General features: G+C 44.1%; 21 protein-coding genes. 11 read left to right on the top strand and 10 right to left on the bottom strand.

Annotated features, from left to right (window positions below):
* The first annotated feature begins 428 nt into the window (after window positions 1-428).
* Together AC4II3_RS14730 and AC4II3_RS14735 are read left to right on the top strand one after the other, a co-directional pair.
* Window positions 429-983, top strand: coding sequence for a DUF6232 family protein (locus tag AC4II3_RS14730; protein WP_488012283.1), 555 nt, complete (start codon window positions 429-431; stop codon window positions 981-983).
* Between the two features lie 55 nt (window positions 984-1,038).
* Window positions 1,039-1,422, top strand: coding sequence for a hypothetical protein (locus AC4II3_RS14735; protein ID WP_488012281.1), 384 nt, complete (start codon window positions 1,039-1,041; stop codon window positions 1,420-1,422).
* A 152-nt stretch (window positions 1,423-1,574) separates the two neighbouring features.
* Here the strand turns inward: AC4II3_RS14735 and AC4II3_RS14740 are convergent, their stop codons facing one another.
* The 3 genes from AC4II3_RS14740 to AC4II3_RS14750 all read right to left on the bottom strand — a co-directional run bounded on the left by AC4II3_RS14740 (window position 1,575) and on the right by AC4II3_RS14750 (window position 3,908).
* Window positions 1,575-1,922: a RuBisCO small subunit-like domain-containing protein gene (locus AC4II3_RS14740; RefSeq protein ID WP_488012280.1), complete on the bottom strand. Its 348-nt coding sequence runs from the start codon at window positions 1,920-1,922 to the stop codon at window positions 1,575-1,577.
* A gap of 84 nt (window positions 1,923-2,006) precedes the next feature.
* On the bottom strand, window positions 2,007-2,396 hold the full coding sequence (gene rcbX, locus AC4II3_RS14745) for a RuBisCO chaperone RbcX (protein WP_070396895.1): 390 nt from the start codon (window positions 2,394-2,396) through the stop codon (window positions 2,007-2,009).
* Between the two features lie 81 nt (window positions 2,397-2,477).
* Window positions 2,478-3,908 (bottom strand): form I ribulose bisphosphate carboxylase large subunit, encoded by a 1,431-nt coding sequence (locus AC4II3_RS14750; protein WP_075902873.1) that lies wholly within the window; start codon window positions 3,906-3,908, stop codon window positions 2,478-2,480.
* Between the two features lie 588 nt (window positions 3,909-4,496).
* On the opposite strand from AC4II3_RS14750, the gene AC4II3_RS14755 reads away from it, so the two are divergent.
* Window positions 4,497-5,642 (top strand): ligand-binding sensor domain-containing protein, encoded by a 1,146-nt coding sequence (locus tag AC4II3_RS14755; RefSeq protein ID WP_488012279.1) that lies wholly within the window; start codon window positions 4,497-4,499, stop codon window positions 5,640-5,642.
* Window positions 5,643-5,666: 24 nt separating this feature from the next.
* Here AC4II3_RS14755 and AC4II3_RS14760 read toward each other — a convergent pair whose 3' ends face one another.
* Complete coding sequence (locus AC4II3_RS14760; protein WP_488012278.1) at window positions 5,667-6,392, bottom strand: hypothetical protein; 726 nt, start codon at window positions 6,390-6,392, stop codon at window positions 5,667-5,669.
* A gap of 110 nt (window positions 6,393-6,502) precedes the next feature.
* Between AC4II3_RS14760 and cobU the strand changes: the two genes are divergently transcribed.
* A complete protein-coding gene (gene cobU, locus AC4II3_RS14765) occupies window positions 6,503-7,108 on the top strand; it encodes a bifunctional adenosylcobinamide kinase/adenosylcobinamide-phosphate guanylyltransferase (protein ID WP_488012276.1) in 606 nt (201 codons plus the stop codon).
* A gap of 112 nt (window positions 7,109-7,220) precedes the next feature.
* Window positions 7,221-7,643, top strand: coding sequence for a hypothetical protein (locus AC4II3_RS14770; protein WP_488012274.1), 423 nt, complete (start codon window positions 7,221-7,223; stop codon window positions 7,641-7,643).
* Window positions 7,644-7,852: 209 nt separating this feature from the next.
* Here the strand turns inward: AC4II3_RS14770 and AC4II3_RS14775 are convergent, their stop codons facing one another.
* From AC4II3_RS14775 to AC4II3_RS14790, 4 genes are all read right to left on the bottom strand, one after another.
* Window positions 7,853-9,301, bottom strand: a complete 1,449-nt coding sequence (locus AC4II3_RS14775) for a c-type cytochrome (protein WP_488012272.1) — start codon at window positions 9,299-9,301, stop codon at window positions 7,853-7,855.
* Window positions 9,302-9,584: 283 nt separating this feature from the next.
* Entirely contained in the window at window positions 9,585-9,758 is a 174-nt protein-coding gene (locus AC4II3_RS14780; RefSeq protein WP_488012270.1) for a hypothetical protein, read from the bottom strand.
* A gap of 209 nt (window positions 9,759-9,967) precedes the next feature.
* On the bottom strand, window positions 9,968-11,440 hold the full coding sequence (locus AC4II3_RS14785; protein WP_488012268.1) for a c-type cytochrome: 1,473 nt from the start codon (window positions 11,438-11,440) through the stop codon (window positions 9,968-9,970).
* A 303-nt stretch (window positions 11,441-11,743) separates the two neighbouring features.
* Window positions 11,744-13,168 carry an NADH:flavin oxidoreductase gene (locus tag AC4II3_RS14790; protein ID WP_488012266.1) on the bottom strand — a complete coding sequence of 475 codons (1,425 nt, stop codon included), beginning with the start codon at window positions 13,166-13,168 and terminating at the stop codon, window positions 11,744-11,746.
* A 911-nt stretch (window positions 13,169-14,079) separates the two neighbouring features.
* Here AC4II3_RS14790 and AC4II3_RS14795 point away from each other — a divergent pair.
* From AC4II3_RS14795 to AC4II3_RS14815, 5 genes are all read left to right on the top strand, one after another.
* Window positions 14,080-14,889: an SDR family NAD(P)-dependent oxidoreductase gene (locus tag AC4II3_RS14795; protein WP_488012264.1), complete on the top strand. Its 810-nt coding sequence runs from the start codon at window positions 14,080-14,082 to the stop codon at window positions 14,887-14,889.
* A 206-nt stretch (window positions 14,890-15,095) separates the two neighbouring features.
* A complete protein-coding gene (locus tag AC4II3_RS14800; protein WP_488013146.1) occupies window positions 15,096-16,388 on the top strand; it encodes a cytochrome P450 in 1,293 nt (430 codons plus the stop codon).
* Window positions 16,389-16,707: 319 nt separating this feature from the next.
* Complete coding sequence (locus AC4II3_RS14805; protein WP_488013148.1) at window positions 16,708-18,465, top strand: peroxidase family protein; 1,758 nt, start codon at window positions 16,708-16,710, stop codon at window positions 18,463-18,465.
* Window positions 18,466-18,687: 222 nt separating this feature from the next.
* The gene (locus AC4II3_RS14810) at window positions 18,688-19,284 is read left to right on the top strand and encodes an IS607 family transposase (protein WP_488013150.1); all 597 of its coding nucleotides are present in this window, start codon (window positions 18,688-18,690) and stop codon (window positions 19,282-19,284) included.
* Between the two features lie 7 nt (window positions 19,285-19,291).
* Window positions 19,292-20,389, top strand: coding sequence for an RNA-guided endonuclease InsQ/TnpB family protein (locus AC4II3_RS14815; RefSeq protein WP_488013152.1), 1,098 nt, complete (start codon window positions 19,292-19,294; stop codon window positions 20,387-20,389).
* On the opposite strand, the gene AC4II3_RS14820 is transcribed toward AC4II3_RS14815, so the two are convergent.
* Both AC4II3_RS14820 and AC4II3_RS14825 read right to left on the bottom strand, forming a co-directional pair.
* Window positions 20,386-21,063 carry a YdcF family protein gene (locus AC4II3_RS14820; RefSeq protein WP_488013154.1) on the bottom strand — a complete coding sequence of 226 codons (678 nt, stop codon included), beginning with the start codon at window positions 21,061-21,063 and terminating at the stop codon, window positions 20,386-20,388. The genes AC4II3_RS14815 and AC4II3_RS14820 overlap by 4 nt on opposite strands.
* Window positions 21,064-21,083: 20 nt before the next feature.
* On the bottom strand, window positions 21,084-21,557 hold the full coding sequence (locus tag AC4II3_RS14825) for an EVE domain-containing protein (protein WP_488013156.1): 474 nt from the start codon (window positions 21,555-21,557) through the stop codon (window positions 21,084-21,086).
* Window positions 21,558-21,845: 288 nt separating this feature from the next.
* Between AC4II3_RS14825 and AC4II3_RS14830 the strand changes: the two genes are divergently transcribed.
* On the top strand, window positions 21,846-22,466 hold the full coding sequence (locus tag AC4II3_RS14830; RefSeq protein ID WP_488013158.1) for a heme-binding protein: 621 nt from the start codon (window positions 21,846-21,848) through the stop codon (window positions 22,464-22,466).
* Window positions 22,467-22,526: the final 60 nt, after the last annotated feature.

Below are 22,526 nucleotides of genomic sequence, written 5' to 3' on the forward strand. Positions count from 1 at the left end.
ACGCAGGTTCCGCACACAGCCCCTCCCCATGAGCGACTGCATCAAGACAGGGTAAATGCATCTAAATTATAAAACCCTTACTCATAAATAAATTCCAATTCATAACCTAAACCAAAAATCAGATTAATGCCAGCTCTAGTAGGCATTTAAAACTTGGTGCATCTCACATTTGTAATAGTGCGCTTGACCCATTAAGAATTAAATTCTCTACGGGTCGCACCTAAATGTTGCTAGTGGTGCTTTAGGGACGGGTTCGCCCTGATTTTATCGGTAGCCAGTGTTAGGACAGTGCGTCCGATTGTAACCGGCAAGATGCCGGTTCCACCCAACGGGTCAAACAGCTTTAATGAGATGCACTCTTTAAAACTTAAATCCAGCAACACCAGTAATCTTTATCAAACCATAATTTTGAGTTCAATTAAAAAAGTATGTTGAGTAATTTTTTGCCAGATGAAGTTACTGAGCCAATTGAAGTTAAAACATCTTTTTTAAAGATTAGAGGTAAAACGTTAATCTTTGGAAATGTTGTTTACCAAATTGATAATATTGCAAGTATCGGATTAGTTAATTTGAGCAAAAATACTACAGATAAAAAGCCAATGAGCAATGTTTTTATTGCTTTATTTGTTATCCTGATATTATTATTTATATCTTCTGTATATTATGGATTTTTTTCAAAAATAATTGTTTTCATCATAGCTATTGGAGCTTGGTTAATTTATGACTATAATAAAACTATAACTAAAACCATAGAAAAATATGGTATGACTATTTATACAAATAGTGGCCTGAAGAAAATTTTAGTAAGTAGGGATAAGGAATTTATTAAAAAAGTTATTTTAAATTTGTATAGTGTTATGAATAGCAATGAGCCCAAAGCTATTACTTTTAACTTTGAAAATAAATCTATAGAAATTCAAAATAATATTGGTTCTCCTGTAGTTTCAGGTAATGTTGAAGGGGATGTTGTGAGCCGGGTTTAAAAATTATCATACTCTGATTATTGTCAATCTATTCAATGAATTAAGGATCTCAAAGGTGGCAGATAAACCGATTAAAAAAAATGTTAGGAATAATGAATTTGATATTGATACTAATAATAGTCCTATAGTATTAGGTAATGTCAAAGGTAATGTCACAGCCAATGTTTCTAATAATACATATAATAATTCAGAACAGAAAAGGAATCTTGCTGAAGCTGCAAGCGAGATTCAACAACTTCTAGAGCAGCTAGAACAGTCATATACTGGAAATTTTAAAATTGCAACTAAAGCCATAGAACATATTGAAAGCAAACCAAAACGGTTCCCGAAGACACTTAATGCCTTAAAAGCAGGAAGCATTCAAGCTTTGGCACAACTCCTCAATCATCCCGCATCCAGTTTTGTTATTGGTGCTTTGGAAGAATGGCATAAAAACTAGGGCAAATGCATCTAAACCAGAACGGGCTTTTGCTCCCTCACCCCTGAATGTTAGGGTCAAGAATGAAACAGCCCCCCGATCAACATCGGGGGGCTAATAATAGCATTTCATCCAAGTATGAATGCCTTAGCCTTTAGTAGTAAAAGCTGCGGTTACCAACGGCTGCGGCTAACACCGTCATTGGGCTTGTGAATGATGAAGCTGAGAACTTGGCACTGCTTAACGTTATCAAAACCTACAACCCGGATATAGCAGTCGCGGTATTCAGAGCGACACTCATCCACTTCAGCTAGCACATCTTTAGGTGAGGTAGCCTTGAACAAAGGCAGTTTCCATAATGTCCAGTAGTAAATATCTGGTTCAGAGCTTTCGTTGAACTCGATCGCAGGGATGTAACCTTCCGCTAAGATGTACTCCACTTGCCGCATAATCTGAGCGTCACTCAGGGGGGGTAAGTAGGAAAGGGTTTCGTAACGACGCTCTTTTGGTAATGTTTTCATAGATTTTGATGCTCTGTTTGATTCTCTGTTGAAGTATAGGTATGAAATTTGGGGGATAGCAGGTAACGTCTTCGGTTGAACCAATTAGGTGTCCGAATCAGTTTTCTGCTCAGAATTAGTTGGGTTATCTGGAAGAGTGAATTGCGTGATGCGTTCAAGATGCTGACGCCGATGTTCTATATTCGACTGCTGGATACTGGTGCAAACCATTTCAGGTAAGAACTCGGCCACTTCGTCTGCAATATGTTGCCGCACAGTCATAATCCGCAACGCTAATTCAGGTTTAGCCCGCAGTAATTCCTCAAGATAAGCGTCTCCATCTTGGATACTTTGTTGTGAGGAAAAAGACTGTAGCCAAAGCGCTCGGGGAGGGTCAGTTTCTCTTAACTGGTTTACCACTGTCCGCAGTGCTTGATAGGTCATATAGCTAGCCAGCACCTTGGCTGTATCTTTCGCAACTCGTTTTAAATCCATGGTTGAACCCAGTCTTTTAGAAAAAGTTATGAAGTCTAAAGTATGACGTTTCATACTTCAAACTTCACACCTCAAACTGCATCAGACGGTATCCATTGCCTCGAACTCGAACTTGATTTCCTTCCACAGTTCGCAAGCAACTGCCAACTCAGGACTCCACTTAGCAGCTTCCCGGATAATGTCACCACCTTCACGCATCAGGTTACGACCTTCGTTACGAGCTTGGATACAAGCTTCTAGAGCTACCCGGTTTGCAGTAGCACCAGGAGCATTACCCCATGGGTGACCTAGAGTACCACCACCGAATTGTAGGCAGGAATCATCACCAAAGATTTCGACTAGCGCAGGCATGTGCCAAACGTGAATACCACCAGAAGCCACTGGCATTACACCAGGCATGGAAGCCCAGTCTTGAGTGAAGTAAATACCCCGTTCGCGGTCTTGCTCAATGTGGTCTTCCCGCATCAGGTCAACGAAGCCCATGGTGATACCTTTTTCACCTTCAAGCTTACCGACTACAGTACCGGAGTGGAGGTGGTCACCACCGGACATGCGCAAGCACTTAGCCAAGACGCGGAAGTGCATACCGTGGTGTTTCTGACGGTCAATCACAGCGTGCATAGCGCGGTGGATGTGCAGCAGAACGCCATTATCACGGCACCAACGAGCCAGAGTGGTGTTGGCGGTAAAGCCACCAGTGAGGTAGTCGTGCATGATGATGGGCATGTCCAGGGACTTAGCAAACTCAGCCCGCTTCATCATCTCCTCGCAGGTGGGAGCAGTGACGTTGAGGTAGTGACCTTTGATTTCGCCAGTTTCAGCTTGGGATTTGTGGATTGCTTCTGCTACGAACAAGAAGCGATCGCGCCAGCGCATGAAGGGCTGGGAGTTAATGTTTTCGTCGTCTTTGGTGAAGTCCAGACCACCGCGCAAGCACTCATATACTGCACGACCGTAGTTCTTAGCGGATAGACCTAGCTTGGGCTTAATGGTACAACCGAGCAAAGGACGACCATACTTATTCAACTTGTCCCGCTCTACAACAATCCCGTGGGGTGGTCCCTGGAAGGTTTTGAGGTAAGCAATGGGAATCCGCAAGTCTTCTAAGCGCAGTGCTCGCAGAGCTTTGAAACCAAATACATTACCCACGATGGAGGTCAGCATGTTGGTGACTGAGCCTTCTTCAAACAGATCCAGTGGGTAGGCAATAAAGCAGATGAACTGGTTGTCTTCCCCACGTACTGGTTCGATGTCGTAGCAACGACCTTTGTAACGGTCTAGGTCAGTCAGCAAGTCAGTCCAAACTGTTGTCCAGGTACCCGTAGAAGACTCAGCTGCAACCGCTGCACCGGCTTCTTCCGGAGGTACACCAGGCTGCGGTGTTACGCGAAACGCTGCCAAAATATCCGTATCTTTTGGAGTATAATCTGGCGTATAATAAGTTAATTTATAGTCTTTTACACCGGCATCGTAGCCAGCTTTTGTCTGAGTACTGGTTGATGAGTAAGACATGCGTTGCTTCCTTAGGAACTACTGAATGTTGCTATCGCTAGAAGAGATTTTCTTTTCTTAGTGTTGTTTGTTGCTCCTAGCTAAGAGAAGAAACAACCCATCTAGGCTTGTTGTCTAAGCCTGAAGAAGGGCACAACACTGATTCCACAATCACCTGTTTGTGGCTAATGTTGGGGATTACCTGTAGCTTTACTTACTAACCCAACCGCTCCGCTGATTGGTAAACGGTTGCTAGTCAGTCAAGTCGCTGAGGTAATTCAGAATTTCTTAATCATTTTGAAATATAGCAGGTAATGGGATCACTTAAACCTCAAATATTCTTTAGGAATGTATCAGCTCCTCTTATAACGTGACGAAATGTAACAATTAATCACATATTTGTCACAAAAATTCTAAAATTGACTATAATCCATGGCTTGACAAGGTTTGGCAGCGGGGTTAAAAACCAAAAGTATATAATATAGAACTTTAACAGTTGCGCTATAGCTCGTGAGGGCGCAACCATTGCGCTCCTACCATCCCCCCTAAAATTAGGACCCGTGCAACACATGCAAGGGTAATTCCTGATCAACAAAAGACTTAATCAAGATGCTGAAAATAATGGCATGGTTAACTAACCGCTTAAGTAACCGTATTGGTCTGGTAATCAGTGCTACACTGCTGGGGCAAATCTTACCTGTGTCAATCCCAGACAGTGAGCCAAACAACAATTTCTCAACAGCGTACGCTCAGACACAGTTATCCACTGATGTAAACAAAGAGGTATCCCCCCCTACCTCCCTTAGAAACCCTCCGCCGCCAACTAGACCTTTACCTGATCAACGCCTCAGGCAAGAAACCCAGCCCCTGCCAGCGGATTTTCGGGTGTCTGCCTTGCAACCCGATTTTACGGGTGAGCTTTGGGTGGGCTCTTGGCTAGGATTAACTAGACTTGACCCCAATAGTGGAAAAATTCGCACTCGCCTAAGTCTGCCCAATTACACTGTTGGTGCGATCGCTCAGGATCGGGTAGGGCGGATTTGGGTAGGAACCTATGAAGGACTATTGCGTATAGACCCCCGTAATAATGAAATTAATGCCCAAAATTTTACCCTACCGTCTAATAATGTGTTGTCCTTGTTGATTGACACTCGTGGCTATCTTTGGGTAGGAAGCGATCGCGGTCTGGCTCTGATTAGCCCTGACCAAGGATTGTTGATGACAACGTTACAAGAATTACCCGGTGTCAGTGCCAATGCTCTGACTCTAGATGAAGAGGGTCAGCTGTGGGTGGGCACTCTAGAAGGGCTAGTGCGAGTGGATACTGCTAGTGCTTTTGTGATTGCTCGGATTAAGAATTTACCAGGAAACACGGTACAAACCTTGACCCGAGGACCGGAGGGAATGCTATGGGCTGGCACTCCTAATAGTTTAGTGGTGATTAACCCAGAAACTTACGAAGTCTTCAGGTCTGTAACTCCCCTAAGAGGACGTAATGTCACTGCTGTGCAGTTTGATCTAGATGGTAATGTTTGGGTTGGTACAGATAATGGCTTATTTAAAATAAAACGAGACAGTGGAGAAGTGTTGGCTAAACTAGGCAAGCTACCCTCTAGTCGTATTCTGGCATTAGCTCCTAATACTGGTAACAAGTTGTGGATCGGAACTTCGGAAGGACTAGCTTGGGTGAGCATGACTACAGGTCGCATCGAACCTCATTTGGGCTTTGTTAGAGAGATTCCAGGTAGTTTTTAGCTTGGCAAGCATCGGCTTATTTGATTAGGGCTTATTCAGCTGAGAGTGCATCACAGTTAATGTTTCTGCTAGTTGGCTGAGACGATCTTCGAGGTATTTTTTCCGAATTAAAAGTTGTCGCAGTTTTTGATAACGAGCGATGGCCATGCTCACACTGGGAACCTGATCTGCTGGACAAGACCTTGACCAAGATTGACCCTGCTCATCCAAGCCACAAAGACGGTAACCAGTACGAGGAGATTGATAGGTAACATTAGTATTCGATACCTCAACCCCTTCATCTACATAGTCCATCATCCGGTCACCATTGGCTAGTCTTACAGTTCCTATGGCATCTTGGGGTTGACTCCCTTGAGACTCTAACCAGCCATCAACAATTGGTCCTTCTAGGTATAGGTCTTGAATTTGCCGGAGGATTTTGTGCAGTTCCTGCTGCCAACCCAGAACAATTCCCTCAATGTCCTGCAACAGATTCATTGCCAAAGCTGGGTTAGCACCATGGCGATGGTTTCCCAGTTTAGGGTATTTCAATCTAGGCAGAGTCGGTACCTTCTGTTCATCCTGGCGAGTGGGGAACGGTTGTACTGCCATAGAGAAAGAAGGTTCCTTTTTAGTTCTACGACTGACTACACCTGCTTGTTGGTGATTAGTTTGATCAGCCACAGCTGGGGATGGTTGTGATGAATCAGTGGCACTAGCTTTTGCTAACTGATTTAGTGTTGTCTCGATCCGTCGCAATTTTGATTTCATGAAGACTGATTTGAGGAAATATAGTTGATATCAAGGGCTAAGATGGCCATTATTCTCAACAATAAGCTCTGTTAATTTTGGCGCAAGCGCGAAGATAACTCCCAATAGCCTTGAATACTACTAAATTTACCAGTATCACATTTACCAGTAATTTAATTTTAGTCACCGGACCATCCAGGTCTGGCAAAAGCGAGTGGGCAGAAACCCTGGCGATGCAGACTGGCAAATCAGTAATATACGTCGCTACTGCCACAACCAACCCGGATGATCCAGAGTGGCTGGCCCGGATTGAAAAACATCAGCAGCGACGCCCCAGTTCCTGGACAACCCTTTTGGTACCACTGGACTTGGCAGCAACAATTACCAACTATTCTGACATCAATCACTGCCTGCTAGTAGATTCTCTAGGAACCTGGGTTGCCAATTGCCTAGAACAGAATGATACCGTTTGGCAGCAAACGTTACAAAACTTATGGAATAGTTTAAGCAAGGTTAAAGGTTCTGTAATTTTTGTTGCAGAAGAGGCTGGCTGGGGAGTGGTTCCAGCATATCCTATGGGTAGGGCGTTTCGCGATCGCCTGGGGAATGTGGTGCGTTATTTGGGGCACTTGGCTAACCCAGTCTACTTAGTCACCGGCGGTCATGTGCTTAATCTCAGTACTCTGGGTCAACCATTACCGGATAATGGTACTGTTGGCGAATCATCTCAAACCTAATCAAATCCATCCCAAGAGGGAAAAAATACCGGAAGTGGGGAAGAAGCTTTCTAGCTTAGTCGTTTATTAACGGGTTAAAACTGACTAGTAACAACTAATTACCAACAAAACCATGGCATCTGAAGCACAAGTCAAACGCTATCTCACCTACTGGTTCCAGTTAGGCAAAAAAGTTGTGGTGCGCAATGGTTTTTCAGCTATGCAGCCACAATCACTTACAAATGGCAAGCACTACAGCCAAGAATTTGAAACGATTTGGCAGCTAGCTATTTCACCAGAGACTGGTGATTGTTACCTGGAAGGAACTGATGAAACAATTGCGGAGTTATTAACACCCAAGTGGGATATACTCCCTTGTTCCCGTTGTGATATGCCTTTACCCATTAAAACCGCTGGGATACCACCAACCTGTTGTCCCTGTTTTGATCTATCCACATGGCCCAATACAGAATTGCCAGCGCCACGAGATCCAGTGTGTAGTCAAACCGAACTAAGAGGGATTTGCGATCGCTTAAATCAAATTACTGATAATTGAATTATTTAAGAGAGTATAAAAAAAATAAAATGCCAGTTTTTAGCTTGTAGGGTTAGCCAAAAAAAGTTTGGTTATTTTGATAATTTCTTATAAAGAGCTACTCTCGTTTAATTGAAAGTGAAATATTTCACTAAAAGCGATTAGTTGAATTGCAGCATATGGGGCAGATAAACTTCCCCATATGCTAGTGCTTTAGACAGTCAAGGAGATCACAGAGTTTTGAGATACTCAATCAAGGCTTTCTTATCCTGTTCAGGTAAATCAGTGCCATAAAGATGTCCTTGGTTACCGTTAGCTATAAGGCTAGTATCGTATCTGAAACCCTGCTTCTCAGCTTTTTCTCCCTCCGAGACAAAGCCAACTTTTTCCGGATCATAGACATCGTAGCCCCGGTAAAATACCTTCGTCCGCTTCTCAGGAGTTTCCAGTAAGTTTGTTAGGTTAGGCACCGAACCATTATGGAGATAAGGAGCTCTTAGCCAAAGTCCATCAAGGGCTACTGCTACATAACCATTAGTCTTACGCAAGTAGTCAAAATCCCATTCATAGCCTTCAGCGTATTCATTATAAGCATCAGCTGCTTCCTGAGTCCACATATCTAAGCGGTTGCGGTCAGTACCAATCTCATCGATAGGAATAACAGTTCCTATCCGTTCTCCACCAAAAGCATGACAGGATGCACAGGTATTGGTAAAAATCTCACTGCCTTTTGCTGCCAATGTCTGATTAACCTCAAAAGGATATAGGGGAGGAGGTAATTCAGTAATATAATCTTCTACCCGCTTTAAACCTTCGATATTAATCGACTTCCTAGTAGCACCATCACCGATTGCCCCAGTCTGGATGGTTTCCGTCAGTGACGTTTCTAAGCCATCCCAATGATAGGCAAAGCCTTCATGCATCTTTTGATTCCAAATCGACATCATGTCGGAGTTGTCAACAGAATCATCTAGAGGTTGCTCTAAGTATCGAAACTTGCCAGGGTTGAATGGAGAGATCCGACCAGGTCCCCAGTCGGGACGGGAATCCATCCAAGCATATCCTTCGAGAAGTTTCGGAATTGATTTCCTGGTCTGAGGAATAATTACATAGCGATAAAGTAGTTTATCAAACCAAGAAAGTTCATAATTGTATCCAATTTCTCCAAGAATATAGTCGGCTGTAAATCGTGGATCATTGGCACAAGCTTGCAGAAATCGGAGGTAGCGTTGAGGATCAAACTTACTTGAGGGTCCTCCTAAAATAATGGTAGGTTTATCTTTAGGATTTTCGCGAAATGTAGCCGTATGACAGGAAGCACAAGTTATGCCCTGACGGGGAAAACCAATAGTTTTTTTAGAAAAGCCAATGGGCAATTCTTTCCCCTCTTCCCAGGTAATTCCCAAAGACGTATAACCACCAGGTCCTGGTAGTTTGTCAGGAAATATCCGGGGAAGCACCAGCCAAATTAAATACGGTACACCTTCAGCATTTTCTGTGCCAATGGAACCATACTTGAAGTGTTCTTCTGGCGACTCATAATCGTAATAGGTGGGAGGATTGGGGTCTTCTCTAAATAGGTTGTACCATCCCACATAGGCTACAACTCCAGCCAGCAAGAAAATACTAATCACAATCGTTATTAGTATTTTCCCTAATTTCGTCTTCACCATTTCCATAACGTTATTTTTTTCCCTACTGCTAGATAGTGCTGAGTGCAGTGCTAGGTGATAAGTATTACTATTCCCGAAAAGTTAGGAGAATCCCTTGGCTGTTTGTGAAATAACCGGTTGTTCAGTTTGCAGGGCAAGGAATAATATAATTCCTTGGATAACTGCGAAGACAAGGTCAACCAAAGCGATACTCAGAAATCCCAGATCTTGACCAAATAACAAGACAGCCGTTATAAAAAACGTAGCTCCACCACCTCGTGTGACCAATATCGACATCCAAGCTGTTGCTTTATAGCGATGCAGCGCGGTCTTGGGGGTTTCCCCCACTCGCTATTGCATCAAGACAGCGATAGGGATCCATGGCACCAGGAATGTATAAAATACTGATTTCCAGCAACAGCAATCCTGCAGCACGTACCCAGATAATCGGCACTGGAATTTGCATTTTTAATAACGAAAGCATGACTTCTGGAAAGAAGCATAAGCGATGCAGCGCGGTCTTGGGGGTTTCCCCCACTCGCTATTGCATCAAGACAGGGAATGACAAAAAACACCACATTTATAATGATGCCAAGCCATACCACACGACCAAACCATTTAGCGTAAGCGTTCATTGAACCTCTTTCTTGTCAAAAATTTTGTTTTAAAAAAAATGTGTCCAGTTATCCCTTATTAAAGATTCTTCATGTACTCAACTAAGGCATCTTTTGCTTCTGGAGATAGGTCAGTTCCATACAGGTGACCACTATTGGAATTGCCAGGAATTGTGGTATCAATCTTAAAGAATTCCTTGGTATTATCCTCGGCTACATCGGAAACAAAACCAACCTTGTCCTGATCGAAAACATCATCACCGCGATAGAATTCTTTGGGTCGGTTTTCCGGGGTTTCTAACAAGTCTCTGAGAGTTGGTACTGAACCATTGTGTAAATAGGGAGCTCGTAGCCAAATTCCATCTAGGGGCACATTGGCATAGCCATTGGTCTTGCGGAAATGTTTGAAACGCCTTGGTGTGCCGACAAAGAGGGTATTTTGGTTAGAAAGCAGTTCATAGGTGTAGGAATCCAGGCGATATCGGTCTGTACCAATTTCTTCAATAGGTGTTACCTTGCCAACCTTTGAACCACCAAAAGCATGGCAACTGGCGCAGTTGTTTTCATAAATTGGCTTACCCACTGCTGCCAAATTCTGGTTAATTTCATAGGGATAGGGCGGGGGTGGTAATTCCCACAGCCAATCAGCAACCCGTTGAATCCCATCCAAATCTACCGTGGTTGGTGTCACCCCTGCACCTAACGCAGCGCTTAGGTTCCGCTCATCCACCGAGTCGTTATCACCATCCCAGTGCAACTGCAAACCCTCACGGGGTTTCTGATTCCAGATGGAGGGAAAATCTGCACCACCAATGAGTTCATCATGGTCTAACTGATCCATCGGGAAGCGAAATTGCAGGGATTTATAGGGATTAAAGGTATCCACCCGCCCAGGACCGCGATCAGCAGCTGTTTGGTTATTTAAAAAGGCGAGTAGACTACCCTGAGCAATTAAAGCATCCCGAGTCTGGGGAATAACCAGGTAGCGATACATCAATTTCTGGATGGGGTTGAACTTTTCCCCTTGAGCTGCAATCTCTGCCAAAATCCGGTCAGCGTTGAATCGTGGATCAAATGGTACTTCGGAGATGAACTTGATGTACCGTGATAGATTGACCGTATTGGAAGGCATGGTGGTGATTACCCTGGGTGTACTATCAGGGGTATCTCGCACTGTACCAGCATGGCAAACTGCACAATTTAAACCAACACGGTCAACTAAGATCCGACGCTTTGAAAAGCCGATGGGTCTGTCTTGTCCTGGTTCATAAATAAAGCCCAATGAAGCATAACCCTCACCGGGTAGCTTATCTGGAAAAATTGCTGGCAGTACTTTCCAGATCCAGTAGGGAACTCCATTCACTGGCTCGCTGCCGATGGAACCATACTTAAAGTGGTCGTTAATATCTGCATATCTAACTGGGGAGTTGGATATCAACGGCCAAGCGATGACTAAGGTGATGACCAGTACAACTCCGATAATAAGAAGCCAAAACCGCTTTAAGCTTTTGAAAACACCCTTGAGTAGGGTTGGATTTTCTGATTCACTCATCAGTTTGTTATTTGTGATCTATAAAATAGTGCGTCAGTGTTTAGTTCTCAGTCTTGACTAGATCAAGACTTACCCTTGTATCGAAAAATTAACGCCATTTGTAGGGGTACACAGCCGTGCCCCCTCAACCTATGTACCGTAATATCCTAACTCCTATAGAAAAAAGCATTCGAGGAAAGCGATCGCATTCTCTATGCCATTCTCTATGCCATTCTCTATGCCATTCTCTATAAGATGTAAAGAAACATTTCTATTTCTTAGAAGAGGTTTTGATTCTTCATTGTTGATAAAAATAATCAACAATTATGAGAATGGCGGTGGGTCAAATACAGTCATCACCTGTTCAATCATTTTGTCGTGGTCGTCATTGTATCGGCGCACATCGTAGCAGCCTAGAGGGTTTTGTAGGGCATTGAACAAGCACCTGTTGCAGTAGGTGCAGGGTCGGTCTGGCAGGTCTTTTCCTTGCTGAAACTGCTGGACTAGGTCATTATTAGCAACCAGAGGACGGGCGATACTAACTGCATCACAGAATCCTTCACTAATCGCCTCACGGATGTAGGATGCTTGCTGAAAACCTCCGGTGCAGATGACTGGGATATTCACATGCTTTTTGATTTCCCGAGCATCACTGATGCTAATACCTTGGTATTTATTTAGGAGTTCCTGCATGGTTTGACTTGATACAAACTCCCGGAAGGAGTCGTCCAAGGCTTGATCCTGTACATCTTTGCCGATAATCGGCTGAGTGGAACCCTTTCTGTAAACTCGGTTCCACAAGAACAAGAAGAAGGGAAATAGGAATCGATACCGGAACAGTAAATAATTGCGGAAGGTATAGATACCGCTTCCGAGCATGATCTCGTACCATCGGGATGCTTCGTCCTGGGGAAACTCACCGGGTGGGTTCAAGGGGTGGGGAAATAAGCTTCCAGTGGATATATGAAGCGCATCTGCTCCAGCTTCCTCCACCCACTTGCAGATTTGGATAGAGTCTTCCAGGGTATTCCCAGGCTTATCCCAAGGAATCACAGCATCGTTGTATTCCACGGCACTGATTTTTGCCTGGAGGTGAAAATCGTTTCCTACCTCTTTGCGTATTGCTTGGATAATCTCCAGTAAGAAACGAGCTCGATTTTCCAGAGAACCGCCATACTCATCCTTGCGGTCGTTGATGCCTGAACTCAGAAATTGGGTAATCAGATAGCCATTGGCACTGTGGAGTTCTACCCCATCTAGTCCTGCCTCACGAGCTCGTCTGGCACCATCAGCGAATGCCTGAATCATTTCCTTGATTTCCTTGCGTGTCATTGCCTGACACTCCAGCCCATGAAATGACTCAGTTTCACTGGTTGAACTAAGACCCTTATTATACAAATTCTCCACACCACCAACATCCCGCTGACGACCAGAGTGGCTCAGTTGCATCAAAAACTTACAGTCATATTCATGAACTTTCTCCCCGACCTTGCGCCAGAAAGGAATTCGATCATCGCGGTCAATCGTGGCATAGTTAGGTAAAATTCTTCCTCGGATTTGGACGGGTGTAAAGGAAGAGACGATTGCACCGACGCCGCCTCGGGCAAATTTCTCTTCCCAATTGATCCGTGCCTGGTTACCGGAACCATCATAGTTGTCAAATCGACCAGAGATATTAGAACGAAAGATCCGATTCTTGAGGGTCAAGTTCCGGAACTCCAACGGTTCAAAAATTATATCCTTTTCCATTTGATGCGCGTTAAATCTTGATTTTTGTAGGAATAAAGCAAGCTACAAGCTCAATGCCTAGCATTCCAGATGCTGGCCGAATATTTTTTTAGGAAAACTTTTTAAGGATGCTATTGAGAGTAAATAACAATAAGGATATCATTTGTCTTTTTTCCTTTCTATTTTGTGAGGCTTATTTGGTCTGATGCCGGATTCTCTGCTATTGGCTGTCCCTAGACTAGGAATAAATTACTGTCAGTGACTATGCCCTGTGACCCCATGCCCTTGCTTTGGGTTGGGGGAGGAGTCATTGAACTATCACAAATTTGTATAAGGGCGTTTTTTAGCCAATGTTGGGTAAGTCCTGACAAAATCTTGCTCCCCAGTTGGATGTTGTTAAGTCTCTCCTCGAAAAACTAGAATTTCCAACACTTTCCATTATGACTTAACGACCATTGATCTTTCATGATTATTAAGTTTTTTAACAACAATCTGGTTTTGGAAAAGCTCCCTGTGAGGATAACTATCAAGGCAATAGAGATATTTTTCGCAACTGAACCACCTACTTCAGCTAGCGCCCACCTTCTCCCTCAATTTCTCAAAAGTATGCTATACCTCAACTATAGTCCCTCTGTGTGCTTCATTGGTTTAATTTTTCATTGCCCTAGGATCTGGTGTTCTGCTTAAAATGTAATTTAAGTTACAACTGCTAGTGGATAACTATAACCTACATAGCATTTCCATTTGAGTTGTGAACATAATCCCTTAGGGAAAGACAAAAAGTAAGATTCAAAAGGCAAGACCTAATCAAGGATATAGGAATTTTGTAAACTATCAAAAATCTATCATCTTTGTTTCCAAATCCTTTGGAAAAGCTATCGAAATAATTCTTAAAAATTTCCTGGGTTAATTTTTGTTAAAATAAACCTCAAATGACTCTAAAAAATCAGGTAAAGGATCTTCCCAAAACGGCTATGATCACTGGTGCATCCAGTGGAATTGGTTATGAATTTACTAAGTTATTTGCTCGCGATGGCTACAAGTTAGTACTAGTTGCCAGAAGTGAGTCAAAACTATCTCAAATGGCCGAGGATTTTAGAAAAAAATTTGGGACATTTGTCAGGGTTATTCCGAAGGATTTATCAGTTCCAGGAGCTGCACAGGAGATTTTTGACCAGCTCCAAAAGGAAGGGATCAAGGTTGATGCACTAGTCAACAACGCGGGATTCGCTACCTATGGAGCTTTTGCTGAAACAGACCTGGCTACTGAACTAGACATGATGCAGCTAAACATAGTAACCCTGACCCATTTGACCAAATTATTTCTGCCAGCTATGGTGCAACAACAGTATGGAAAAATTTTAAATATTGCTTCTACAGCAGCGTTTCAGCCTGGTCCGTTGATGGCAGTCTATTATGCGACGAAATCCTATGTCCTATCCTTTTCTGAGGCAATTGCCAATGAACTAAAGGGTTCAGGGGTGACGGTAACTACTCTGTGTCCAGGACCAACAGAATCGGGTTTTCAAGCTCGGGCAAACATGGAAGACTCTAAGCTGGTTAGTGGACAAAAGATTATGAATGCTGAAACTGTTGCTAGGATTGGCTATCTTGGTCTGATGAAAAATCGAACTGTTGTTGTCCCTGGTCTCAAAAACCAGTTGCTTGCCCTGAGTATAAGATTTATGCCCCGAAATCTAGTCACCCAAGTGGTCAAAAGCATGCAAGAAAGGAGCCACTAGTTCTGATTAGGCAGTGGATTGAGAAATTATAGCTTAATAGGTGCGCTTTCCGTGATGGCGAGCAATCCCTTGACCGTAGGTCACGCGGGGCGCGTTCGCCATCACGGGTCGCACCTGCTGATAGCCTTAAGGAAAATACAAGCAATGGATAAGTCTACTGGAAAGCCTCAAGTAAGATTTGTCAACAAAACAATGAGCAATGAATAATGAACACCTACCCTTCTACCAATGTAATCGACTTGTTACGGCTTCTGGGTAATCTAGCCAGTGGCTTTATCCATAACCCCCGTGGTTTCGACCTTGAAAAAGTATTAGGGGCTTGGATTGGTGATGTCATCAAACGCTATGGTAGTAAAAATGTCATTCTAAACTTTCTTCTCAAGAAAGTCTTGCTAGTATCTGGGCGTGACTTATCAGACCACATTTTACAAGACCCACCGGACAGCCAAGGCTATATCGAAGGCAATCTCAAGAAGGATGGTATGTCTTTCCTTGCCCCCAACGCCCTCACTATCAGCCATGATCAGCAGTGGCAGCGCTTGAGACCTTATAACGAGGGAGTGCTTGGCACAGGTTGCCAGCACCAGTACCAACAGGCTTTCGTCGAAGAGGTACATCGTGCTTTTTCAAAGCCAGTATCCAACATTGAGGATATCCGGAAATGTATGGGTCAGGCAATGCTTGGCATCGTGTTTGGGGAAAATGTTGCTCCTGAGCGGTTGATCAAGGATATACAGGTGTTATTCTCAATGGTGGGAAATCCGATCAAGCGGATTCTATTGGGAAGGTTTGAAACTAAGCGTTTAGAAAAATTTTATGAAACTCTTGAGCAGCTTTGGGAAGGCAGCGAAGCCTCTGAAAAGCCATGCCTGTTGTCTATGGCTCATGGCATAAAGCCCTACACTACTGAAGAGGAACTCCTGCAACAAATCCCCCACTGGATGTTTACCTTTACTGGTTCAGGGACTGACTTGCTGGCGAGAACCCTGACTATGATTACCTCTAGAGCAGAGGTGCTCGAACGGGTGCGACAGGAAATCAAGGAAGCGGGTTCATTGGAGCAAGCCTCAACCATTGCTAAACTCAGCTATTTAGAAGCTTGTTTGTTGGAAACTGGTCGTTTGTTCCCTCCAGTGACCAGAACTTTTCACATTACAACAGCTGGCGACAGGTATAACAACACCCGTATTCCGCCAGACATGGAAATTCTGCACTTTTTCCCGATTATGCAACGGGAACGGTCACGAGACCCATCCACCGATTCGTTTGTACCTCAACGGTGGCTAGATCCGAGGCATCAGGACAATTCCACTTACTCCAATTTGTTTCTGAGAGGGTCTCGTACTTGTCCCGGAAGGGATTTGATCCTGTTTGTGTGTAAGAGTGCGATCGCAATTCTCCTAGACCAGCAGCAGCTCACATCCAAAACCAATGTACTCTCCCGAGACCCTCTACCAGCGTACTTCCAAGAACAAGATATCCAATTTGTTAACCCTTGACGGTTGACTGTGGAATTTCTTGACAGTGAACTGATTAGCAAAGAGTACCCAACATGGGTACTGTCAATCCCAGACAATTATACAACACTAAATTTATTAGTCAATCCTCTTTAATTTATAAATTAATGAGTTATGATAAACATAAAAAACTAAGAAATAGAAAGAGCTAGACAACGGTGAATTAAGCATTAATTAAGATCAGGCTCAGTCCTATTCACCTAAGCTTAGTAGTGAGCAGTAAGCTCTGACCGGAATTCCTGAAACTCCCTAAGCTAAAACCCTAAATACCTCGGTAATAAAAACTAAAGGAATTAGCAAAATGGCAAAGAAACCTTGGCATAAGTTTCCTACTCCTCTAGCCCTGTTAAAATTAAATAAATTCCGCGATAATATGCGGGAAGAAAACCTGCACGATACCTCCCAATTACCCACAAAAGGGGAGCCCCCTGAACCCACTCCTAGTCCTGATGGTCGCCATCTTAAAATTCGTACAGCGGATGGTTCATTTAATGACCCCAATGATCCCAAAATGGGGATGGCTGGCACCCGCTTTGGACGCAATGTACCCCTGAAACACGCCTACCCGGATGAAAAGAATTTACTCAATCCCAACCCCCGTACGATCAGTCGGAAGTTATTGACGCGGGATGAATTTGTACCAGCTTCGACCTTAAACCTAACAGCTGCAGCCTGGATTCAATTCCAGACCCACGATTGGTTTTCTCATGGGTATAATGAATCCCAGGATAAAATCGAGATTCCTCTGGAACAGGATGACCCCTGGCCCGAAGAGCATCGACCTCTGGAAATCGAAACAACTCCAAAAGACCCCACTCGTTCTGAAGACGATACCAAGAATCCCCCAACCTTTATCAACAGAGAAACTCACTGGTGGGATGCTTCCCAAATCTATGGCAGTTATCAGGAAACTATCGATAAGGTGCGTAGCCATGTCGATGGTAAGATGATCATTGGTGATGACGGTTTGTTACCTGTCAACCCAGAGAACGGAATCGATATTGTGGGCTTTGACGATAACTGGTGGATAGGACTAAGCATGTTGCATATCCTGTTCGTCAAAGAGCACAACACTATCTGTGATCATCTGAAAAAACAATACCCTGACTGGACAGATGATGACCTGTTCGACCACGCTCGACTGATTAATGCTGCCTTGCTAGCTAAAATTCATACTGTGGAATGGACTCCGGGCATCCTGGCACATCCCGCTTTGCAAGTTGCCATGAGAACGAATTGGTGGGGTATATTGGGTGAGGAATTCAAAAATCGCTTTGGGCGTATTGGGGACAGTGAAGTAGTCAGCGGCATTATCGGCTCATCTATTGACCACCACAGTGCTCCCTACTACCTCACCGAAGAATTCGTTTCTGTGTATCGGATGCATCCCCTCATCCCCGATGAATTCCAGTTTTACTCGGTTAAAGACGGTAAAGAGCTGCTGACGAAAGACTTTTTTGAAGTGTCTGGCAAGCGCTCACGTGGGATTCTAGAACAGGTAGATATAGCGGATTTATTCTACTCCTTTGGAATCAGCCACCCTGGTGCTGTCACCCTTTACAATTATCCAAAGAAATTGCAGCAGCTAGTGAGGGACAACGGTGAAGTATTTGACTTAGCTGCTGTAGATATCCTCCGAGATCGGGAGCGAGGGGTTCCCCGCTACAACCAGTTCCGGGAACTAATTGGTCGCGATCGAGCCAAATCCTTCGAGGAAATCACTGATAAGCCAGAATGGGCGAAAGAATTGCGGGAGGTTTACAACAATGATATCGATAGTGTAGACCTAATGATAGGTATGTTTGCCGAAAATCCTCCTAAGGGATTTGGTTTCAGCGATACCGCTTTTCGGATATTCATCCTGATGGCATCCCGACGACTGAAAAGCGATCGCTTCTTTACCAAGGATTACACTGCCGAAATCTATACTCAATTCGGTCTGGACTGGATTGAAAAGAACACTTTCATTAGTGTTGTGCTCAGACATTACCCCAGCTTGGCTGCTAGTCTTAAAGGTGTTGAAAATGGCTTTGCTCCCTGGAAGCGCATAGTCAAATAATGGCTCAGTTGAACCTTTGGGTTAATTCACAATCCCCGCTCGCTCAGAGACGGGGATTGTTGCTTTTGGTTTGCACCTATGACAGTAGAGCTCAAATCGCCCTAGGTGCGCTCTTACCATTAAGAATTAAATTCGCTTGATTGTCGCACCTGAGGCTTGTGACAGTTAACAAAAACCTCCACTAATCTACCACTTACTCTTAAATTATGGTAGATTAAGCGGATGACATTAATACCACTCCGTAAGGCGGTCGAACTTACGGGACTCTCCAAGAACACACTAAGGAAGTATGCAGACAATGGGACACTCAGATGCGAAAGGACACCAGGGGGAACTAGACTCTTTGACTCAAGAGATCTTCTCCGTTTTGGAAAAGCTCCAAAGTCTGAGAGATCACTCCACTCTACAATCTGCTACTGCCGAGTTAGCAGTACAAAACAACGAGATGATCTTGCCCGCCAAGTCGCCTACCTCCACTCCCTCTTCCCAGAAGCAGAAATCATCAAAGACATCGGCTCGGGGCTTAACTACAACAGGAAAGGACTTAGAGCCATATTGGAACGAGTCGTGTCTGGAGATAAGCTCACGGTTGTTGTTACCTGTAGAGACAGACTTACCCGATTCGGGTTTGAACTCATTGAGTACTTGGTCGGTCTCAACGGTGGAAAAATCCTGGTTCTCGACCAGCCTGAAAGCTGCCCGGAATCAGAACTTACCGCAGATCTTCTTTCCATCATTCACGTCTTCTCCTGTAGGGTTCACGGACTCAGAAAATACGGTAAAAAAATCAAAGAAGATTCGTCTGTTCCTAAACCATGAGCAGGGATTGGTTATCCGTAAATGGTTTGGAGTGTCCCGTTACGTTTTTAACAAGACCGTCAAAATCCTCCAGGATGGTGAAGTAAAAGCCAACTGGAAAGCTATAAAAACTGACATATTAAACGACCTCCCCGAGTGGTGTAAAGCAGTACCTTATCAGATAAAATCGATAGCGATTAAGGATGCTTGCACCGCTGTCAGAGAGGCCAAAAAGAAGTACAAAAAGACTTCGCAAATTCAAAGGGTAAGGTTTAGATCGAGGAAAAATCCTACCCAGTCTTGTTATATCCCTAAATCGGCAGTTTCAGCTATGGGGGTATATCACACTAAACTGGGCAAGATAGCTTATTCCGAGACCCTTCCTGACAATATTTGCGACAGTAGACTGACCAGCAGGAATGGGGATTACTATTTGGTCGTCCCCTATCAAGAGACTAAAAATACAACCGAAAACCAAGGTAGAGTAGTCGCTTTAGACCCTGGTGTCAGAACTTTTCTTACCTTTTTTAGTGAAACATCTGTAGGAAAGATTGGGAATGGAGACTTTTCTCGTATTCAACGATTGTGCCAACATCTAGATAATTTGCTATCTAAAATAAGCCAAGCTTGTGGTGGTCAAAAACGTCGGATGAGAAAGGCCGCTCGGAGGATGGTAATCAAGATTCAAAACCTAATCAACGAGCTTCATCATAAGACAGCTAGGTTCTTAGTTGACAATTTTGATATCATCTTACTTCCCACCTTCGAGACTTCTCAGATGTCGAAAAAAGGTAATAGAAAAATCAGATCTAAGACTGTCCGCAATATGCTGACATTCGCCCACTATCGCTTTAAGGAATTCTTGAAGCACAAAGCTCAAGAGACCGGGAAGACGGTGGTGGATGTCTGTGAAGCCTATACTAGTAAGACTGTTAGTTGGACAGGTGAATTGGTAAATATAGGCGGAAGTCGCATTATTAAATCACTAGTTGATGGCCGAAGGATGGATCGCGACATTAACGGCGCTCGTGGAATATTTTTGCGAGCCTTGGTAGATACACCCTGGTTGAGAAATCAACTTGCATTAGTGAACCAGAATCCACCTTTGGTAGATTTTGGTAGCTAAGAAGTATCGGAAATTCCCCCCTGACGCTCACATTTGAAACCCGACTCACGCCAAACCTTCATGTCTACATCCGTCAGCTGGATTAGATCAGAGCATCGGGGTTGAATGACTTGAGACAGCAGTGCCCAAACTAAGCTGCGAGCAATGTCTATCCCAGTTTTGAGAGGGGATTCTAAATTACCAGGAATACCTTTCTCTTCCACCAACTCTGTGTCTACCCAAATCCCATGAGCTCCCAGAAGAATTTGCCCCATCCACTGAGCCCGTGGTAGATGGGTCCCAGAGGTTATTAACTTAACCCTACGAACACCCCACCGCCGGAAAATTGGGATACTAAAGAAAAAGTTACCAAAGGTAGAATTGGCGCAGTTTTCTAACCAAACCTGTTCCGAAGATGCCATCTCCCGCTGAAAAATTAGCCAAATGCAGGGGTCTGGGGATCCATGAGAAATCAGAATTCGCTTGTCTGGGTACTGTTTGGCTAATTCAGCAACATGCATTTCTCGACGAATACTCCCCCCTAGCACAAAGAACGTATCCACAGGTGCTGATGCGGCTGCGTTCAATCTCAGAGTGTTCATTAGCAGCCAGCCACACAACAACAGTGCTAGGGTTAATAACCCCCAAAGTCGTAGACGTCGTCGCCATTTTACTGCTCGTGACAACTTGCTCATGCATTCATCTGGCTGAAATATTACCTTTGACTTGAGTTTGTAGCTTTAGTGATACCTATAATTTTATGAGCTACTGCCTGAGAAACTGGCATGACCGAGAGGCGATTTCCACGTCTAGTAACCCATAGCTCTTGGTCACTAAACTCCTGTTTAAGGGTTGAAAGCTCTAGAAAATGGGGAAAAACCTCGACAAATTGCACTACCACAGTATGCCAGCGAGGAGATTCAACACTTGATTTGGGGTCGTAGTAACGGCTAGTTTTGTCAAATTGAGTCGGGTCAACTACTTCACTTTTAACAATTTCCATTAAGCCCACAATTCCCGGGGGTTTGGTGTTGGAATGGTAAAAAAAAGCCAAGTCTCCCTCCTTCATTTCACGCAGAAAGTTTCGAGCTTGGTAATTACGAACCCCATCCCAAATTGTTTTCCCTTCTTTTTCCAGATCAGTGATGCTATAGACTTGTGGTTCCGACTTCATTAACCAGTAATTCATTAGTTATAGTGTAAGCATTAAGCATTCAGCTAATGCGCGTCGCGCATTAGCTGAATGCTTAAATAAAAAAAGACATCCTAAGTTTACATCTTAAATACAAACCCTATGTGAAACTAATATTGATCGTAAGCATTCGTTACGTCACAGCGTCGTTCGCCCCGCGTGGCCAAACGCGCCCCGCGTGGCCTTTTGGCCAAGGCCAAAGCCTGTGCCACAAAGCTGATAGCTGATAGCTGATAGCTGATAGCTGAATGCTTACCTTTCACTGTTAGTTAATTTCGCTCCCTCATGAAGCTATCCAAATTTCTCTTGCCTGTAGGCTTACTGGCAATTGTCTTACTGGGATGGAGAGTGTTCAGTGCTGCCTCTGCTCCCTTACCAGAAGGGTTTCCACCTCCTACCCCAGCTGGCAAAATCGAAATCAAACACTATCCTGCCTATCGGGCTGCCACAGTAGCCTACTCTGGGGAGCTGTCTGAGGCAGCTAATCGTGCTTTTGGCACCCTGTACCGCCATATTAGCTCTAACGATATTTCCATGACTGCTCCGGTAGAGACTCGTTATCCAATCAGTACCCTGGAAACTACCCAGGGAGATTTCTTTGCTCAGGTTGGTGAGGCTTATGTATCATTTCTATATAACCGCCGTAATATCACTCCTGAACAGATTGAAAAGAATATTCAGGTAGAAGACATACCATCGATGACAGTAGTCAGCCTTGGGATGAAAGGTAGCTATAGTTATCTCAGCTACCAACAAAGTATTAAGCAGTTGAGGGAATGGTTAGCCCAACACTCCGAGTATACCGTCGTTGGTACACCCCGTCGCTTTTTTTATGATTCTCCTTTTGTCCCGGAACGCCTAAAGCGCAGTGAAGTTCAAGTTCCCATTCGACCGGTAAATGACTAGAGCCTGTGTGCAAAGTAAATTTCCGAAATTGTTTGGGAGCGATCCCTAGGGTGAAGAAGC

This window comes from Moorena sp., assembly GCF_982860115.1.

Excerpts from the sequence above, each read along its gene's own strand:
- AC4II3_RS14730 (WP_488012283.1), top strand. The coding sequence starts at position 429 with ATGTTGAGTAATTTTTTGCCAGATGAAGTTACTGAGCCAATTGAAGTT.
- AC4II3_RS14740 (WP_488012280.1), bottom strand. The coding sequence starts at position 1,922 with ATGAAAACATTACCAAAAGAGCGTCGTTACGAAACCCTTTCCTACTTA.
- rcbX (WP_070396895.1), bottom strand. The coding sequence starts at position 2,396 with ATGGATTTAAAACGAGTTGCGAAAGATACAGCCAAGGTGCTGGCTAGC.
- AC4II3_RS14750 (WP_075902873.1), bottom strand. The coding sequence starts at position 3,908 with ATGTCTTACTCATCAACCAGTACTCAGACAAAAGCTGGCTACGATGCC.
- AC4II3_RS14755 (WP_488012279.1), top strand. The coding sequence starts at position 4,497 with ATGCTGAAAATAATGGCATGGTTAACTAACCGCTTAAGTAACCGTATT.
- AC4II3_RS14760 (WP_488012278.1), bottom strand. The coding sequence starts at position 6,392 with ATGAAATCAAAATTGCGACGGATCGAGACAACACTAAATCAGTTAGCA.
- AC4II3_RS14770 (WP_488012274.1), top strand. The coding sequence starts at position 7,221 with ATGGCATCTGAAGCACAAGTCAAACGCTATCTCACCTACTGGTTCCAG.
- AC4II3_RS14775 (WP_488012272.1), bottom strand. The coding sequence starts at position 9,301 with ATGGAAATGGTGAAGACGAAATTAGGGAAAATACTAATAACGATTGTG.
- AC4II3_RS14780 (WP_488012270.1), bottom strand. The coding sequence starts at position 9,758 with ATGCTTTCGTTATTAAAAATGCAAATTCCAGTGCCGATTATCTGGGTA.
- AC4II3_RS14785 (WP_488012268.1), bottom strand. The coding sequence starts at position 11,440 with ATGAGTGAATCAGAAAATCCAACCCTACTCAAGGGTGTTTTCAAAAGC.
- AC4II3_RS14790 (WP_488012266.1), bottom strand. The coding sequence starts at position 13,168 with ATGGAAAAGGATATAATTTTTGAACCGTTGGAGTTCCGGAACTTGACC.
- AC4II3_RS14795 (WP_488012264.1), top strand. The coding sequence starts at position 14,080 with ATGACTCTAAAAAATCAGGTAAAGGATCTTCCCAAAACGGCTATGATC.
- AC4II3_RS14800 (WP_488013146.1), top strand. The coding sequence starts at position 15,096 with ATGAACACCTACCCTTCTACCAATGTAATCGACTTGTTACGGCTTCTG.
- AC4II3_RS14805 (WP_488013148.1), top strand. The coding sequence starts at position 16,708 with ATGGCAAAGAAACCTTGGCATAAGTTTCCTACTCCTCTAGCCCTGTTA.
- AC4II3_RS14810 (WP_488013150.1), top strand. The coding sequence starts at position 18,688 with ATGACATTAATACCACTCCGTAAGGCGGTCGAACTTACGGGACTCTCC.
- AC4II3_RS14820 (WP_488013154.1), bottom strand. The coding sequence starts at position 21,063 with ATGAGCAAGTTGTCACGAGCAGTAAAATGGCGACGACGTCTACGACTT.
- AC4II3_RS14825 (WP_488013156.1), bottom strand. The coding sequence starts at position 21,557 with ATGAATTACTGGTTAATGAAGTCGGAACCACAAGTCTATAGCATCACT.
- AC4II3_RS14830 (WP_488013158.1), top strand. The coding sequence starts at position 21,846 with ATGAAGCTATCCAAATTTCTCTTGCCTGTAGGCTTACTGGCAATTGTC.